Consider the following 16,267-nt stretch of genomic DNA (forward strand, 5'->3'; position numbering starts at 1 on the left):
CGGGCCGGCCGACGCAGCGCGGACCGTGTCGACCCGCGCCGAACGCTCCCACCCGGTCGCCCAGACCGTCCGGCTCGCACCGGGTGGGCTCAGACCGTCCGGCTCACGCCGGGTCGGCCGGTTTCGCGGGCAGACGCACCTCGAATGTCGTGTCGCCGGGAGCGCTGCGCACGGTGATGGTGCCGTTGTGGGCGTCCACGATCGCGCGCGCGATCGAGAGGCCGAGTCCCGTGCCGCCGGTCTTGCGGTCGCGCGAGCGATCGGCGCGGGCGAAGCGCTCGAACAGTTGCGAGGCGACGGAGGGGTCGATGCCGGGGCCGTCGTCGTGGACGCGCAGCACGGCCTCGGTGCCCTCGTGCGCGACCGACACGGTCACGGTGCTGCCGGCGGGCGTATGGGTGCGCGCGTTGGCGAGGAGATTCGCGATCACCTGGTGCAGCCGTGACGCGTCGCCGGCCAGCTCGACCGGCTGGTCGGGGACCTCGATGCTCCACGAGTGGTCGGGGCCGGCCGGGCGGGCGTCTCCGACCGCCTCGACCGCGAGCTGCGTGAGATCGACCGATCCGTAGACGAGCTCCTGCCCCTCGTCGAGCCGCGCGAGCAGCAGCAGATCCTCGACGAGGGTGGTCATGCGCAGCGACTGCGCCTGGATGCGCTCGAGCGACTGTTCGGTGGTCTCGACCGCGAGAGCGGTGCGCTGGCGGCTCTCGTCATCCTGGGCCTGCCGCATGGCGCGCAGCGACAGTTCCGAGAATCCTCGGATGGATGCCAAGGGGGTGCGCAACTCGTGACTGGCGTCGGCGACGAACCGGCGCATGAGTTCCTCGTTGCGCTGGCGGGCCGACAGCGAGGCGTCGACGCGGTCGAGCAGGGTGTTCAACGCCAGGCCGACCTGTCCGATCTCGGTATGGTCGTCGACCTGGTCGGCGGGGACGCGCTCGGTGATCGACACATCGCCCTGGTCCATGCGCAGCGAGGCCACCCGGGTGGCGGTCTCGGCGACCGAACGGAGCGGACGCAGACCGAGGCGGATCACGATCGCGATGATCGCGCCCAGCAGCAGCAGACCGCCGGTGGTGACGAGGGCGACGGTGGTGAGGATCGCTCCGATCGTGCTCGTGACGCTCGAGAGGGGCAGACCGACGAGGAAGAGGCTGTCGCTGCCCGGGGACTGGAACGTGCGGACCAGATACTCGCCGAGATTGGGGAGTTCGACGGTCTGAGCGTTCGAGTCCGCCGCCGCTTGCAGGCTGTCGGCGATGCGACTGAGGTCGTCCGTCGACAGGGCGCGGGCGCCCTCGTCGCCCACCACGGCGCCGGTGATGCCCGTACCGCGGGAGTTCATGACGAGCAGCGTGCCCGGATCGAAGAACCCGGATGCCAGCACTTCCTCCGCCGAGCTCTGGAACGCCGCGCGCGGCTGGATCGAGGCCGCGGCCTCGTCGACCTGCGCCCCCAGGTTGACGTAGAGAACGCCGCTGAGGATCGCGCTGGTGGAGATGCCGATCATCACGAGGATGAAAGCGACCATGCCGATGACCGCCGTCATGAGGCGCGCCTGAAGCGTCCAGGGTCGCCGCCGCAGCCGCTGGAACCGGGTCTCGGTCGCGGATGCGCGTGGGGGGACCGGGGGAGCCGGCCGCGGAGGCGGGGTCACTGGGGGGCTTTGATCATGTAGCCGACGCCGCGGACGGTGTGGATGAGCGGCTCGTTGCCGGCGTCGATCTTCTTGCGCAGGTACGAGATGTACAGCTCGACGACGCTCGAGCGACCACCGAAGTCGTAGTTCCAGACGCGGTCGAGGATCTGCGCCTTCGAGACCACGCGGCGCTGGTTGCGCATCAGGAAGCGCAGCAGCTCGAACTCGGTGGCGGTGAGCTCGATCTCCTTGTCGCCGCGCACGACCTCGTGGCTGTCCTCGTTGAGCGACAGGTCGCCGACCCGCAGGATGGGCTCGGAGTCGCGCGTCAGCGCGGTCCCGGCCCGCCGCATCAGGCCGCGCAGGCGCGCCACCACCTCCTCGAGGCTGAAGGGCTTGGTGACGTAGTCGTCTCCGCCGGCGGTGAGACCGGCGACGCGGTCGGCGACGGCGTCCTTTGCGGTGAGGAACAGCACGGGCACGTCGTTGCCCGAGTGGCGCAGGCGCTGCAGCACGGCCATGCCGTCGAGGTCGGGCATCATGATGTCGAGCACCATGGCATCCGGTTCGAAGTCACGGGCGGCGGACAGCGCATCGAATCCGGAGCCGGCGGTCTTGACCTCCCAGCCCTCCATGCGCAGAGCCATCGAGAGGAGGTCGGTGAGCATCTGCTCATCGTCGACGACGAGCACGCGCAGCGCGCTCCCGTCGGGGCGGGTGAAGGCGGGGGCGGCGGCGGTCGCGGTCATGGAACTCATTGTGCGCCCCTATCTATGAGCTTTCTATGGCGCGGCTTATGGGATTCCTGAGAGCGAACGATCCGGCGGCTGAGGACGATCGCGACCCCCACGCCGACGGCCGCCCCGAGCGTGTTCGCGATGACGTCTCGCGGGTCGGCGACCCGGGTCGGCAGGAACGCCAGCTGAGTGATCTCGATCGCGGCGCTCAGCACCAGGCCGAGGAGGATCCCCTGCCACCACCGTCGACGCCACGCGACGACGAGCACGCCCAGGGGGACGAACAGCAGCACGTTCGCGCTGAACTCCACCAGGTCGAAGGTGATCCACGCCGTGCCGGGCCACGACGCCAGCGCGCGGAACACCCGGTGCAGGATGCCGCCCACCCGGTCGTCGTAGATCGAGGGGCGCAGCGTCATCCACCACACCGCTGCGGCGTAGACGCACGAGGCGGCGACGAGCAGTGCCCGTCGCCGCCTCGCCCGACCGATGGTCAGTGGGTGTCTTCCGCCTCGATCTCGGTGCGGTCGCCCGACCAGAGGGTGTGGAAGGTGCCCTCCTTGTCGATGCGGCGGTAGGTGTGCGCCCCGAAGAAGTCGCGCTGACCCTGGATGAGCGCTGCGGGCAGACGCTCGGCGCGCAGGCCGTCGTAGTACGCCAGCGACGAGCTGAAGGCGGGGGCCGGGATGCCGCTCGCCGCCGACAGCGAGACGATGTGGCGCCAGGCGTCCTGGGCGCGACCGAGCGCCTCGACGAAGTACGGGGCGGTCAGCAGTACGGGGAGGGTGGCCTCGGCGTCGTACGCCTCGGCGATGCGGTTGAGGAACTGCGCGCGGATGATGCAGCCGCCGCGCCAGATCTTCGACACCGCGCCCAGGTCGATGTTCCAGTCGTACTGCGCGGCGCCGGCGCGGATCTCGTCGAAGCCCTGCGAGTAGGCCACGATCTTCGAGGCGTACAACGCGAGGCGAACCTGCTCGATGAACGCGTCGGCATCCTCGCCCGACAGCACGTCGGTGCCCGAGGGGCCGGGGAGCTCGCGCGAGACCTCGCGCTGCTCGGGGTGGCTCGACAGCGAGCGGGCGAAGGTCGCCTCGGCGATGCCCGAGACCGGCACGCCCAGGTCGAGAGCCGTCTGAACGGTCCACGCGCCGGTGCCCTTGGCCCCGGCCTGGTCGAGGATGACGTCGACGAGCGGCTTGCCGGTGTCGGCGTCGGTCTGGCGCAGCACCTCGGCGGTGATCTCGATGAGGTAGGACTCCAGCTCGCCGCGGTTCCACTCGGCGAAGACGTCGGCGATCTCGGCCGGCGACTTGCCCGTGGCGCGGCGGATGAGGTCGTAGGCCTCGGCGATGAGCTGCATGTCGGCGTACTCGATGCCGTTGTGCACCATCTTGACGAAGTGGCCCGCGCCGTCGTGGCCGACGTGCGTGACGCACGGCTCGCCCTCGGCGACCGCGGCGATGGACTTCAGGATGGGGCCGAGCGTGGCCCAGGCCTCGTCGGAGCCCCCCGGCATGATCGAGGGGCCGCGCAGCGCGCCCTCTTCGCCGCCCGAGACGCCCATGCCGACGAAGTTGATGCCGGTCTCGCGCACGGCCTTCTCGCGGCGGATGGTGTCGGTGAACAGGGCATTGCCGCCGTCGACGATGATGTCGCCGGGCTCGAACACCTTCACCAGCTCGTCGATGACGAAGTCGGTGGGGCGGCCGGCCTTGACCATGATGATCGCGGTGCGGGGCTTCGACAGCGACGCGGCGAAGTCTTCGTACGAGAACGAGGCGACGAAATTCGCCTCGGGGTGCTGCTCGAGAACGTGCTCGGTCTTGTCCTTGCTCCGGTTGAAGATCGCGACCGTGTTGCCCTCGCGGCTGGCGAGGTTGCGGGCGAGGTTCGAGCCCATCACGGCCAGACCCACGACGCCGATGTTGGCGCGGCCGTCGCCGTCGCCCTCGGGGCGCGAGTCGGCCTCGGCGGTGGGGCGGTCCACCTCTTCGATACCGGGCGCACCCTCGTGCACCTGTGCGGCCTCGTGAGGGGCCTGATCCTGGTCGGTCGAGGGTCCGGTCGGGGAGGGGGTCGACGTCATTCGTTGCTCCGTAAATCGGCTGCGAGAAGGGGTTTCGGGCGCACATGGGGTTGCCGATGCCACTTTATCGGCTCGACTCCCGCGTGTTTCAGGCGGGGGAGAGGCTGAGGCGGTCGACGACCTCCTGCACCTGTTCGCCGGGGGTCAGGTCGAGGTCGACGCGGATCGCCCGCTCGTCGGCATCCGGCATCTCCAACGTCTCGAACTGCGAGGTCAACAGCGACGGCGGCATGTAATGCCCCTGGCGGCGCAGCAGACGATCGAGCACGAGCTTCGGGTCGCCCATCAGCAGCACGAAGGTCACGTCGTCGCGGCGCAGCACGTCGCGGTAGCTGCGCTTGAGTGCCGAGCACGTGATGACGCCGGGCCGTCCGGCGGAGATCTGACCGTCGATCCATCCGGCGACCCGGTCGAGCCACGGCCAGCGGTCGTCGTCGGTGAGGGCGTGACCGGATGCCATCTTCGAGACGTTCTCCGCGGGGTGCAGGTCGTCGCCCTCCTGGAAATCCCACCCCAGACGGCCGGCGAGCATGCCGGCGACGGTGGACTTGCCGGTGCCGGCGGGGCCCATGAATACGAGGACGGGGACGGTCATGGCTTCTCTCTTCGTCGGGGGAAGGGGTCAGATGGAGCGGCGCACTTCGGTGAGCACGGCGGCGACGTACAGCCGCGTGTGCTCCTCCGCCGCGTCGGCGTCGGCCCGGGCGATGGCGGCGGCGGTGGCGACGTGATTGTCGAGCGCGTCGGGGTTCGGGATGCCGGGGGTCAGGCCGTGCATCGAGCGTCCCTCGATCGCGGCGGCGATGGGGGCGCGCGCGGCGGCGAGCATGAGGTTGCCGCTGGAGACGAGGATCAGGTCGTGGAAGGCGATGTCGGCTGCGAGGTACTCGGGCGAGTTGCCGAGACCGGCGGCGCCGAGGCGCTCGAGCTCCTCGGCCAGGCGCAGGATCTCCCCGCGTTGCAGGTCGGTCGCCCGACGCGCGCTCAGTCGCGCGGCGACGGGTTCGACCGCGGCGCGCAGCTCCGTGGTGTTCGCGATGAGCTGGTCGCGGCGCTTGCCGGCGAGCTGCCAGCCGATGAGCCGGGTGTCCAGAGCGCTCCAGTCGGAGGCGGGCCGCACGGTGATGCCGACGCGACGACGCTGAGCGAGCATGCCCATGGCCTCGAGCACGCGGACGGCTTCGCGCACGACGGTGCGCGAGACGCCGTACTCGGCCTCGAGCGCGGCAAGGGTCAGAACGTGGCCCGTGGGCAGGTCCCCGTCGACGATGCGCATGCCGAGGGCGTCCAGCAACGATCCGTGCGATGCGCGGGCCATGACCCCTCCTCAGGTCGTTTGATACGACCTTATCTTGTCAAAGATACGATCTTTATGTGAAAATGCCTTCACTCACCCGTGGGTGCGGGTCACACACAGCTTGCCCGATGCCGCGCCCCCCTGAATCAACGGAGATCTCGTGGACGACTGGACCCAAACACTCGGCACGGCGCCCTTGCTCGCCATCGCCGCGGGCGCGATCGCGCTCATCCTGGTGCTCATCATCTGGCTGAAGGTGCACGCGTTCCTCGCGCTCATCATCGTGTCGCTGGTGACGGCGTTCGTCGCCGGAATCCCGGTGTCGACCATCGTGACCACCTTGACGGGAGGGTTCGGAGGGACACTCGGCACGGTCGCCCTCCTGGTCGCCCTCGGCGCGATGCTCGGCAGGCTCATCGAGCACTCCGGCGGTGCGCAGTCGCTCGCCGAGACCTTCGTGCGCATCTTCGGCGAGAAGCGGGCGCCGTTCGCCCTCGGCATCGTCTCGCTCATCCTCGGATTCCCGATGTTCTTCGACGCCGGGCTCGTCATGATGCTGCCGATCATCTTCGCGATCGCGCGCCGCGTCTCGGGCAACAACGTGCTGCTGTTCGGTCTGCCGGCCGCCGCCGCCTTCTCCGTGATGCACGTCTTCCTGCCGCCGCACCCGGGCCCGGTCACGGCGAGCGGCCTCTACGGCGCGAACCTCGGCCTCGTGCTCATCGTCGGCCTGATCATCGCGTTCCCGATCTGGTACCTCTCGGGCTACCTGTGGGGCAAGTTCATCGCGCGCCGCATCGTGCTGCCCGTGCCCGCCCTCTTCGGCGACGTCGACGCCGATCAGCCGGCCAACCCGCCCAAGCCGCTCACGGTCATCGCCGTCCTGTTGCTGCCGATGCTGCTCATCTTCCTCAACACGGGTCTGACCACCCTGGGCGCCGCCGGCGTCGTGCCGACGGACAACACGGTCGTCCAGGTGCTCATCCTGCTCGGCAACTCGCCCGTCGCGCTGCTCATCACCGTGCTCGTCGCGACCGTCGTCTTCGGCTTCCGCCGCGGCGAGAACGGCACCGCCCTCGAGAAGGTCGTCGACTCGGCGCTCGGACCGGTGTGCTCGGTCATCCTCATCACCGGCGCCGGTGGCATGTTCGGCGCCGTCCTGCGCGCCTCGGGCATCGGCGACGCGCTGGCCGACAGCCTGGGCGACCTCGGTCTGCCGGTCATCGTCGCCGCTTACGTCATCGCCGTCATCCTCCGTCTCGCGCAGGGCTCGGCGACCGTCGCCCTCGTCACCGCCGCGGGCCTGGCGGCCCCGGCCGTCATGGCGGGCGACTTCTCGCCGCTGCAGGTGGTCGCCATCACCCTCGCCACGGCCGCCGGCTCCGTGTTCGCCGGTCACGTCAACGACTCCGGCTTCTGGCTGGTCGGACGCCTGATGGGTATGGACGTCAAGACCACCCTGAAGACGTGGACGGTGCAGCAGGCCATCGAGTCGGTGCTCGGCTTCCTCGCGGCGCTCCTCGTCTTCGGCATCGGCGCGCTGCTGTGACCGGCTCGAACGCCGACCTGTTCGACGTCTCCGACCGGCTCGCGCTCGTCACCGGCTCATCGCGGGGCCTCGGCCGCGCGCTGGCCCTCACCCTCGCCCGCGGCGGCGCCCGCGTCATCGTGCACGGTCGTGACGCGGATGCCGTGGCGCGGACCCGCGCCGAGGCCGAGGAGCTGTCGGGGCGCCCCGCCCACGCGGTGGTGTTCGACGTCACCGATGCCACCGCGGTCGAGACGAGCGTGACCGGCCTGCTCGAGGAGGTCGGGGTTCCCGACATCCTCGTCAACAACGCCGGCGTGCAGCGCCGGGCGCCGATCCACGAGTTCGCGGTCGCCGACTGGGACGACATCGTCGCGGCGAACCTCTCGGGCGTCTTCTACGTCTCGCGGTTCGTCACCCCCGCGATGGTCGCGCGCGGATCGGGCAAGGTCGTCAACGTCGCGTCGGTGCAATCGCGCCTGGCGCGGCAGACGATCGCGCCGTACTCGGCCACGAAGGGCGGCGTCGCGCAGCTCACGGCCGGCATGGCCGCCGACCTCGCGCGGTTCGGCATCCAGGTGAACGCCCTGAGTCCGGGGTACTTCGCGACGGAGATGAACCGCGCCCTGGTCGACGATCCCGAGTTCACGCGCTGGTTGACCCAGCGCACGCCCGCCGCCCGATGGGGCGACTTCGACGAGCTTCGCGGGGCTCTGCTGTTCCTCGCGTCCGACGCGTCGAGCTTCGTCTCGGGGCAGAACATCTTCGTCGATGGCGGGATGACGGCGGTCGTCTGACCGCGGAGAGGAAGACTGATGAAGTCGCTGCTGATCGAGAAGGCGCTCACCGCCCAGGTGCAGGACGTCGCCGTTCCCGAGCCCGGGGAGGGGCAGGTGCGCCTTCGCGTGGAATACGTCGGCATCTGCGGATCCGACCTGCACTACTACTACGAGGGGGCCAACGGCGCCTTTGTCGTGCGCGAGCCGTTGGTCCCGGGGCACGAGCTCTCGGGGCGCGTCGACCTCGATCCCTCCGGTGTTCTGGCAGAGGGGACGCCGGTCACCGTGCACCCCGCCCGCTTCGGCACGCCGCGAGAGGGCATCGAGCACGCCCCGCACCTGTGGCCGGGCGGGTCGTACCTGGGCAGCGCCTCGACATGGCCGCACACCCAGGGCGCGGCATCCGAGTACCTGATCGTCGAGGCCGGCATGGTGCGCGTGCTGCCGGAGGAGCTGCCGGTGCGCCGGGCGGTGCTGGCCGAGCCTCTGGCCGTGGCGCTGCACGCGCTCGGCAAGGCGGGAGACGTCGCGGGACTCGACGTCCTCGTCACCGGCTCGGGACCCATCGGCCTGATGGCCGTGGCCGCCGCGGCGGCGGCGGGAGCGCGCGTCACGGCGACGGACGTGTTGACCGGGCCCCTCGAGCGTGCCGCGGACCTGGGCGCTGCGGCGACCATCGACGTGTCGAGCGAGCAGGTCGAGCCGAACGCGTACGCCGTGGTGCTCGAATGCTCGGGCGTGCCCGTCTCCATCTCGACGGCGCTGAAGGCCGTACGCCCCGGAGGCACCGTCGTGCAGGTCGGCATGCTGCCGGATGACCCGCGCCCGGTGAACCTCGCCCCCTTCATCTCGAAGGAGGTCCGCTACCTCGGCGCGTTCCGATTCCTCGACGAGATCGACCGCGCGGTGCAGCTGCTCGCGTCCACGCCCGGTATCGAGAGCGCGCTCACGCACGAGTTCGCGGTGACGGATGCCGAGCAGGCCTTCGCCGCGGCGCGCGACTCGCAGCGCTCGGGCAAGGTCGTCTTCGCGCTCTGACCGACGAGAACGCCCCGGTCGCCGCCCGCGAGGACGGTGACCGGGGCGTTCGAGCGTCCGATGGGCCCGGGCCGGCCGGGATGTGTCGTGAATGCGCGCGCGGACGCCGTCAGGTCGCGTCGACGATGGTCTACGGGCTCGGCGCGTCGAATCCGTCGGAAGGAGCCGGGGCGCGCGCCGGGGACGACCCCCGCGCGGACACCTCGACGCGAGACCGGGGCTCGAGGAGCAGCCCGGGTGGGCGTCAGTGCTTCTTGTACGAGGCGTTGCGGCCGAGCGAGAAGAGCGCGCCGATCGCGGCGACGCCGCCGATCGCGGCCAGGCCGCCGACGACCCAGATCACGACGTGAGAGAAGAAGCCGCTGTCCATGATGATCCTCCGGGTCGGTGTGGCCCCTCGATCCTACCGTCGCCGTCGCGTGCTCCCGTCCGCCCCCGCATCGCGGGGGTCGAGAGCGCGGGCCGTCGCTGGTAGACTTCCGGGGTACTTCGGCGAGGGATGCCATCGCCGTGCGCCCGCAGGGAGCACCCGGCATCCGTGATCGACGCGGTGATGCAGGCTCCCGGCTTTCCTCACGCGCTCGCGTTCGAGTCGAATCCAGACCACACAGGTGCGGACACCGTCCGCTCACAAGCTGCGGGACATGAGCCCGCGAGGAGAACAACATGTCGGAAGACAACAAGGTCGTCACGGAGCTCCGCGAGAACTTCGGCAAGGGCTTCGCCCGTCGCCTCCGCGCCGCGGGCAAGATCCCGGCCGTCATCTACGGTCACGGCACCGAGCCCCAGCACGTCGCGCTGCCCGGTCACCAGACCGCGCTGCTCATCCGTCGCGCCAACGCGCTGCTCGACCTCGACATCGCGGGCAAGAGCCAGCTCGTCCTGGTGAAGGACGTGCAGAAGGACCCCGTGCGTCAGATCATCGAGCACATCGACCTCATCGTCGTGAAGAAGGGCGAGAAGGTCCAGGTCGACGTGCCCGTCGTCGTCACCGGTGAGCCCTTCCCCGGCACCATCGCGATGCTCGACGCCACCTCGGTGTCGCTCGAGGTCGAGGCCACCCACATCCCGCAGAACATCGAGGTCGACGTCGAGGGCGCCGAGGACGGCACCCAGATCACCGCCGCCGACCTGACGCTCCCCGCCGGCGCCTCGCTGGTCACCGAGCCCGAGACCCTCGTCGTGGGCGTCTCGGTTCCGCTCGACACCATCGCCGCCGACGAGGAGATCGCCGAGGCCGACGCCGAGGTCGCCGAGGAGCAGTCGGAGGAGGCCGAGACGGCCGCCGAAGAGGGCGACGAGAACTGATCCTGCGCGGGTCCTCCGAGACCCGCACACGACGAGGGGACGCGGATTCGCGTCCCCTCGGTCGTTTCCACGGGGTCCGCGCGCGGATCCGGAAGGATGGATGCCATGGCTGACACCTGGCTCATCATCGGTCTCGGCAATCCCGGACCGCGATACGAGGCCACGCGCCACAACATCGGCCAGATGGTTGTCGACGAGCTCGCCGCCCGCCGGCGTGAGGCGTTCCGTGCGCACAAGGCGAACGCGCGCGTGGCCGAGACCTGGGTGCGCCCGGGCGCGGCGAAGCTCATCCTCGCCAAGCCGAACAGCTTCATGAACGTCTCGGGCGGCCCCGCGGCGGGTCTCGCGCGTTTCTACGGCATCGACCCCGATCGCGTCGTCGTCGTCCACGATGAGCTCGACATCCCCTTCGACACGCTCAAGCTCAAGACCGGCGGCGGTCACGGCGGGCACAACGGCGTCCGCGACGTCGCGAAGGCGCTCGGCACGGCGGACTTCCCGCGTGTGCGGGTGGGCATCGGCCGACCGGCGGGTCGCCAGGATCCCGCCGACTGGGTGCTCGACCCCTTCGGCGCCACCGAGCGCACGACGCTGCCGATCCTCGTCTCGGATGCCGCGGATGCCGTGGAGCTCCTGGTCGAGGAGGGACTCGTCGCCGCGCAGCAGCGATTCCACGCCCCGCGCGCCTGAGCGGCGCTGAGCCGACGCCCCGTACGCACGACGGCCCCGGTCCGTGAGGACCGGGGCCGTCGTGGCGGTGAGGGGGTCACATGCCGGAGCCGACGCCGATCCCGATGCCGCTCACGAACGCGACGATGACGGCGATGCCGCCGAGGACCGAGATGGCGACGGCGGCGAAGCCCCATCCGCGCCCGCGGTTCTTGACCGCGGCGACGATGCCCTGGATGAATCCCCAGAGCGCGAAGATCCCGTAGACGGCGAACGCGGCGATGCCGAGCACACTGGCGGCGATGGCCTTCTGCGAGGCGTCCGGCGGGAAGGTCGTCGGGTCGTTCTGACCGTCCAGCCCGGCGTACTGCTGCAACCCGCCGGCCTGCACGCCGGCGATGACGGCGAGGATGATGCCCACGACGACGCCCGCGGCCGCGGCGAGGAACGCGATCAGCCCGAGGGTCGTCGATCGCCGACCGCCGTCGTACACCGGTGCCGAGGGCGCCCGGCCGGCGTCGGGGTAGGCGTTCGCGCGATCGTAGGGCGGGGGAGTGGTGCTGCTCACGGGATCCTCCTCGGATGGGTCGACGGGCCGTTGCCCGGACCCCAGCCTAGGAAATCCGCCGTCGCCGCTCACCGGGTGGACGGCGGGCGCGCCGACCGGTAGCGGGGTCAGACCGCGACGCCGGTTCCACCCGGCAAGGTCGCGATCCCGCCGACGAGCGCGAGGGCGACGAAGATCCCGAAGAGCACAGGTCCGAGCACGCCGATCACGATCGCCGCAACGCCCGCCCCGCGTGCGGAGCCGCGCACCGTCGCCACGATGCCCATCGCGACCGCGGCGACGCCGATGACCGTCGCCGTCCAGAAGGTGATCTCGCCGACCAGCACCAGATCGCGGACGGGTGAGAGCACCCGGAGATCGATGGTCGAGGGGCCGGCGGCGAGGAGACCGGGCCCGGCACCCCGCGCGATGCGGAACGCGACGAAGCCGGCGACGGCGGATGCCAGCACCCCCGCGATCAGCGCCAGCAGCAGAGCCCACGTTCCCAGCGGCCGCCCGCGGCGCTTCGTCGGCACGGGAGCGAGCAGGGTCCCGACCGGCGGCGCGACGTGGGGCGCCGTGAAGACCGGTCCGTCCGGAGCGCTGGGGGAGGACATGCCGCCACTCTACGCAGCACCCTCCCTCCGGGGTGGCTCAGCCCGTCGAGCCCCGTCCCGGGTGGCTTCGCTTCACGCGGAGGTGGCTGAACCCGTCGACGTCACCGGTCGACACCGTACGAATGACCGTGCCCGTGTTCGTCCAGCCCCGCCCGGTGTCGGTGGCCCCGCGTAGACTTTCCCGAGTGACAGTTCCCGGGATCGTCCGCGCCCTCGAGCAGGCTGAGTCGTACCGCGAGGCCGCGTCCGCGGCCTCCGCCGACCTGTCTCTCTCCCTCGTCGACGGCCTCGACGCGCCCGTCATCGCGGGCCTGATCGAGCGTCGTCGCGCCTCGGGCGACCCGGGCGCCGTTCTGGTGATCGCGCCGACGGGTCGTCGGGCCGAGTCGCTCGGTCCGGCACTGGATGCCGTGCTCCCCGGCGCCCAGGTGCTGCACTTCCCCGCCTGGGAGACGCTGCCGCACGAGCGGTTGAGCCCCAGCCCCGAGACGGTCGGGCGCCGCCTCGACGTCCTCCGGCGCATCGCCGCGTGGAACGGCGAGTCGCCCCTGGTCGTCACGGCGTCCGTCCGCAGCGCCCTCCAGCCCCTCGCGCCCGGGCTCGGCGACGTCGAGCCCGTCGAACTCGTGGTCGGCGGACGCGGGCACGAGCTCGAGAGCGTCACCACCCGCCTCGTCGAATTGGCGTACCACCGGGTCGACATGGTGTCCCGGCGCGGCGAGTTCGCCGTGCGCGGCGGCATCCTCGACGTCTTCCCTCCGGTGGCCGACCACCCCTATCGCGTGGAGTTCTTCGGCGATGAGGTCGATCAGATCCGCGCCTTCTCGGTCGCCGACCAGCGATCGCTGCCCGGCGAGGTCACCGAGGTCACCCTCGTCCCCAGCCGCGAACTCCTCCTCACCTCGGAGGTGCGCGCCCGAGCGGCCGCGCTGCGCGACGGGTACCCGGGCCTGCGTCAGCTCCTGGAGAAGATGGCCGAGGGAATTCCCGCCGAGGGCATGGAGTCCCTCATCCCCGTGCTCGTCGACGATCTCGTCACCCTCGTCGACTACCTGCCGGGCGGCAGCGCCGTCGCCCTCGTCGATCCAGAGCGTTCTCTCGCCCGCGCGACGACCCTCGGCGACACCAACCGCGAGTTCCTCGAGGCCGCCTGGTCGGCGGCGACCGCGGGGGCCGACACCCCCGTCGATCTCGACTCCGGCGACTTCGTGACGCTCGACGACCTGCACGAGCGCGCGAGCGGTCGCGGAGGCGTGTGGTGGCAGCTCAGCGCTTTCGATTCCGGAGCGGCGGATGCCGAGGACGAGGGCCTCGTGATCGGCGACGACTCCGCTCAGCGCGTCAAGGCCGACGCGGTGCCGTCGTTCCAGGGCAACGTCGAGGGAGCCACCGCGCACGTCGGTCAGCTGCTCGCCGACGGCTGGTCCGTCGTGGTCACGGCATCCGGACCGGGGATGGTGGATCGCGCCCGAGACGTCCTCGCGGAGCGCGGCATCGCGGCCCGACGGGTCGACGATCTGCGCCTCCCGCCCGAGCCCGGGGTGGCCCACGTCGTGTGCGCGCCGATGGAACGGGGCTTCCAGCTCGTCGAGGCGCGGTTCGCCGTGATCACCGAGACCGAGTTCTACGGCCGGTCGGTGGGTTCCGACAACCGCGGCGCGAAGAAGCTCGCATCCCGTCGGCGCAACGTCGTCGATCCTCTGCAGCTCAAGCCCGGCGACGTCGTCGTGCACGCCACGCACGGCATCGGCAAGTTCCTCGAGCTGACGCAGCGCGAGGTCTCCAGCGGTGGCCGCAACGCGGTGAAGACGACGAAGGAATACCTCGTCCTAGAGTATGCGCCGGCCAAGCGCGGCTATCCCGGCGACAAGCTGTTCGTCCCCACCGACCAGCTCGACCTGCTGTCGAAGTACGTCGGCGGCGAGGCGCCGACGCTGTCGAAGATGGGCGGCAGCGACTGGGCGGCCGCCAAGGGCCGTGCCCGCAAGGCCGTGCGCGACATCGCGGTCGAGCTGGTGAAGCTGTACTCGGCGCGCATGGCGTCCAAGGGCTACGCCTTCGGGCCCGACACCCCGTGGCAGCGCGAGCTGGAGGAGGCGTTCCCCTTCGCCGAGACGCAGGATCAGCTGCAGACGATCGACGAGATCAAGGCCGACATGGAGAAGCCGATCCCGATGGATCGCCTGCTCTCCGGCGACGTGGGCTTCGGCAAGACCGAGGTCGCGGTGCGCGCCGCGTTCAAGGCCATCCAGGACGGCAAACAGGTCGCGATGCTCGTGCCGACGACCCTGCTGGTGAAGCAGCACCTCGAGACGTTCGCCGAGCGTTTCGCCGGGTTCCCCGTCACCGTTCGCCCGCTCTCTCGCTTCCAGACCGACAAAGAGGCGAAAGCGACGCTCGCGGGCCTCACCGACGGCACGGTCGACATGGTCATCGGAACGCACCGCATCCTCACCGAGAAGGTCGTCTTCAAGGACCTCGGGCTCATGATCATCGATGAGGAGCAGCGCTTCGGCGTCGAGCACAAGGACCAACTGAAGAAGCTGAAGACCAACGTCGACATCCTGGCGATGAGCGCGACACCCATTCCGCGCACGCTCGAGATGGCGGTCACCGGGATTCGCGAGATGTCGACCCTGGCCACCCCGCCGGAGGACCGGCATCCGATCCTGTCGTATGTCGGCCCGCGCAACGACAAGCAGATCGCCGCGGCCATCCGCCGTGAACTGCTGCGCGAAGGCCAGGTGTTCTACGTGCACAACCGCGTGTCGTCGATCCAGCGGGTCGCCGCGCACCTCGCCGAGCTCGTACCCGAGGCGCGCATCGTCGTCGCCCACGGGCAGATGGGTGAGCACGCCCTCGAGCAGGTCGTCGACGACTTCTGGGAGCGCCGGGCCGACGTGCTCGTGTCGACCACGATCATCGAGACCGGTCTTGACATCTCGAACGCGAACACGATCATCATCGACCGTGCCGACAAGTACGGCCTGTCGCAGCTGCACCAGCTGCGCGGGCGTGTGGGGCGCGGCCGCGACCGGGCCTACGCGTACTTCCTCTTCGACGACATGAAGCCGCTGTCCGAGACCGCGGCCGACCGCCTCGAGACCATCGCGGTCAACAACGACCTCGGTTCCGGAATGCAGGTGGCGTTGAAAGACCTCGAGCTGCGCGGAGCCGGCAACCTGCTGGGAGCGGAGCAGGCGGGTCACATCGCCGGCGTCGGATTCGACCTGTACCTGCGCATGATCGGCGAGGCGGTGTCGACATTCCGCGGTGAAGACGTCGACGGCCCGACCGAGCTGCGCCTCGAGCTGCCGGTCGATGCGCGTCTGCCCGAGTTCTACATCGACAGCGAGCGGCTGCGCCTCGAGGCGTACCAGAAGCTGTCGGCCGCGGCATCCGCCACGGCGAAGGACGATGCCATCGACCTCGTCGTCGAAGAGCTCCGCGACCGCTACGGTGAGCCCCCGGCGGAGGTCGAGGGTCTCGTCGCCGTGGCGCGTCTTCGTCGCCGTGCCGCCCAGGCCGGACTCGCCGACGTCGTGGCGATGGGGTCCAACCTGCGTATCGCCCCCGCCGACCTCCCCGACTCCATGCGCGTGCGTCTCCAGCGCCTCTACCCGAAGGCGAAGCTGGTGGCGGGAGGGGATGCCATGGTCGTCCCCCTTCCTCAGGATGCCGACGACGCGAACCTCATCGCCTGGGTGCGGCAGCTGCTCGATGCGCTCTGGCCCGCTCCGGCGCAGAAGAGCGCCGAGGCCGCGAACGCCTGAACGGTCACGGTCCGCCGAGGGATTCCCGGATGGCCCGGTCGACGACGCGTCGGCCGGGCCATCCCGCGTTTCGGGCCTGTTTCCGCGGCATCACGATCGCGACACGCCCGGGGTGTGTGCTCGATTCGACGGGGTGGTCGTTCGGGCGTAACTTATTACTTGTTCGCCCCACAGGGGAGAGCGGAGCGGCCGGAAGGCCCCGCAGCCCCTCAAGTAGCGAACCACCCCCAACATCTGTTCTTGAGA

At 70.5% G+C, this 16,267-nt stretch carries 15 protein-coding genes; 6 read left to right on the top strand and 9 right to left on the bottom strand.

What is annotated here, in order from left to right; all coding sequences use genetic code 11:
* Positions 1 to 103: 103 nt before the first annotated feature.
* The 6 genes from AB0N80_RS09900 to AB0N80_RS09925 all read right to left on the bottom strand — a co-directional run bounded on the left by AB0N80_RS09900 (position 104) and on the right by AB0N80_RS09925 (position 5,783).
* A complete protein-coding gene (locus AB0N80_RS09900) occupies positions 104 to 1,549 on the bottom strand; it encodes an ATP-binding protein (RefSeq protein WP_363578628.1) in 1,446 nt (481 codons plus the stop codon).
* Between the two features lie 104 nt (positions 1,550 to 1,653).
* Entirely contained in the window at positions 1,654 to 2,388 is a 735-nt protein-coding gene (locus AB0N80_RS09905) for a response regulator transcription factor (protein WP_264631701.1), read from the bottom strand.
* 5 nt (positions 2,389 to 2,393) lie between these two features.
* Positions 2,394 to 2,915 (bottom strand): VanZ family protein, encoded by a 522-nt coding sequence (locus AB0N80_RS09910; protein ID WP_363543254.1) that lies wholly within the window; start codon positions 2,913 to 2,915, stop codon positions 2,394 to 2,396.
* Positions 2,870 to 4,465: an NADP-dependent phosphogluconate dehydrogenase gene (gndA, locus tag AB0N80_RS09915; protein WP_363578629.1), complete on the bottom strand. Its 1,596-nt coding sequence runs from the start codon at positions 4,463 to 4,465 to the stop codon at positions 2,870 to 2,872. The genes AB0N80_RS09910 and gndA overlap by 46 nt, the downstream gene beginning before the upstream one ends.
* 88 nt (positions 4,466 to 4,553) lie before the next feature.
* On the bottom strand, positions 4,554 to 5,060 hold the full coding sequence (locus AB0N80_RS09920) for a gluconokinase (protein WP_363578630.1): 507 nt from the start codon (positions 5,058 to 5,060) through the stop codon (positions 4,554 to 4,556).
* A gap of 27 nt (positions 5,061 to 5,087) precedes the next feature.
* Positions 5,088 to 5,783 carry an FCD domain-containing protein gene (locus AB0N80_RS09925; RefSeq protein ID WP_363389472.1) on the bottom strand — a complete coding sequence of 232 codons (696 nt, stop codon included), beginning with the start codon at positions 5,781 to 5,783 and terminating at the stop codon, positions 5,088 to 5,090.
* Positions 5,784 to 5,922: 139 nt separating this feature from the next.
* Here AB0N80_RS09925 and AB0N80_RS09930 point away from each other — a divergent pair, with 139 nt between their 5' ends.
* The 3 genes from AB0N80_RS09930 to AB0N80_RS09940 are packed head-to-tail and all read left to right on the top strand — an operon-like array spanning position 5,923 to position 9,107.
* Entirely contained in the window at positions 5,923 to 7,311 is a 1,389-nt protein-coding gene (locus tag AB0N80_RS09930; RefSeq protein ID WP_315994618.1) for a GntP family permease, read from the top strand.
* Entirely contained in the window at positions 7,308 to 8,087 is a 780-nt protein-coding gene (locus tag AB0N80_RS09935; protein ID WP_363578631.1) for an SDR family oxidoreductase, read from the top strand. The genes AB0N80_RS09930 and AB0N80_RS09935 overlap by 4 nt, the downstream gene beginning before the upstream one ends.
* 18 nt (positions 8,088 to 8,105) lie before the next feature.
* The gene (locus AB0N80_RS09940; RefSeq protein ID WP_363578632.1) at positions 8,106 to 9,107 is read left to right on the top strand and encodes a zinc-binding dehydrogenase; all 1,002 of its coding nucleotides are present in this window, start codon (positions 8,106 to 8,108) and stop codon (positions 9,105 to 9,107) included.
* Between the two features lie 244 nt (positions 9,108 to 9,351).
* On the opposite strand, the gene AB0N80_RS09945 is transcribed toward AB0N80_RS09940, so the two are convergent.
* Entirely contained in the window at positions 9,352 to 9,477 is a 126-nt protein-coding gene (locus tag AB0N80_RS09945) for a hypothetical protein (RefSeq protein WP_315994615.1), read from the bottom strand.
* A 296-nt stretch (positions 9,478 to 9,773) separates the two neighbouring features.
* On the opposite strand from AB0N80_RS09945, the gene AB0N80_RS09950 reads away from it, so the two are divergent.
* Positions 9,774 to 10,415 (top strand): 50S ribosomal protein L25/general stress protein Ctc, encoded by a 642-nt coding sequence (locus tag AB0N80_RS09950; protein ID WP_363389464.1) that lies wholly within the window; start codon positions 9,774 to 9,776, stop codon positions 10,413 to 10,415.
* Between the two features lie 105 nt (positions 10,416 to 10,520).
* The gene (pth, locus tag AB0N80_RS09955) at positions 10,521 to 11,105 is read left to right on the top strand and encodes an aminoacyl-tRNA hydrolase (RefSeq protein WP_315994613.1); all 585 of its coding nucleotides are present in this window, start codon (positions 10,521 to 10,523) and stop codon (positions 11,103 to 11,105) included.
* A gap of 76 nt (positions 11,106 to 11,181) precedes the next feature.
* Here pth and AB0N80_RS09960 read toward each other — a convergent pair whose 3' ends face one another.
* Entirely contained in the window at positions 11,182 to 11,652 is a 471-nt protein-coding gene (locus AB0N80_RS09960; protein WP_315994612.1) for a hypothetical protein, read from the bottom strand.
* Between the two features lie 107 nt (positions 11,653 to 11,759).
* A complete protein-coding gene (locus AB0N80_RS09965; RefSeq protein WP_363578633.1) occupies positions 11,760 to 12,248 on the bottom strand; it encodes a hypothetical protein in 489 nt (162 codons plus the stop codon).
* A 185-nt stretch (positions 12,249 to 12,433) separates the two neighbouring features.
* Between AB0N80_RS09965 and mfd the strand changes: the two genes are divergently transcribed.
* Positions 12,434 to 16,021, top strand: a complete 3,588-nt coding sequence (mfd, locus tag AB0N80_RS09970; RefSeq protein WP_363578634.1) for a transcription-repair coupling factor — start codon at positions 12,434 to 12,436, stop codon at positions 16,019 to 16,021.
* Positions 16,022 to 16,267 lie beyond the last annotated feature (246 nt).

This window comes from Microbacterium sp. NPDC089188, from assembly GCF_040685155.1.
GTDB classification, from domain to species: Bacteria; Actinomycetota; Actinomycetes; order Actinomycetales; family Microbacteriaceae; genus Microbacterium; species Microbacterium galbum.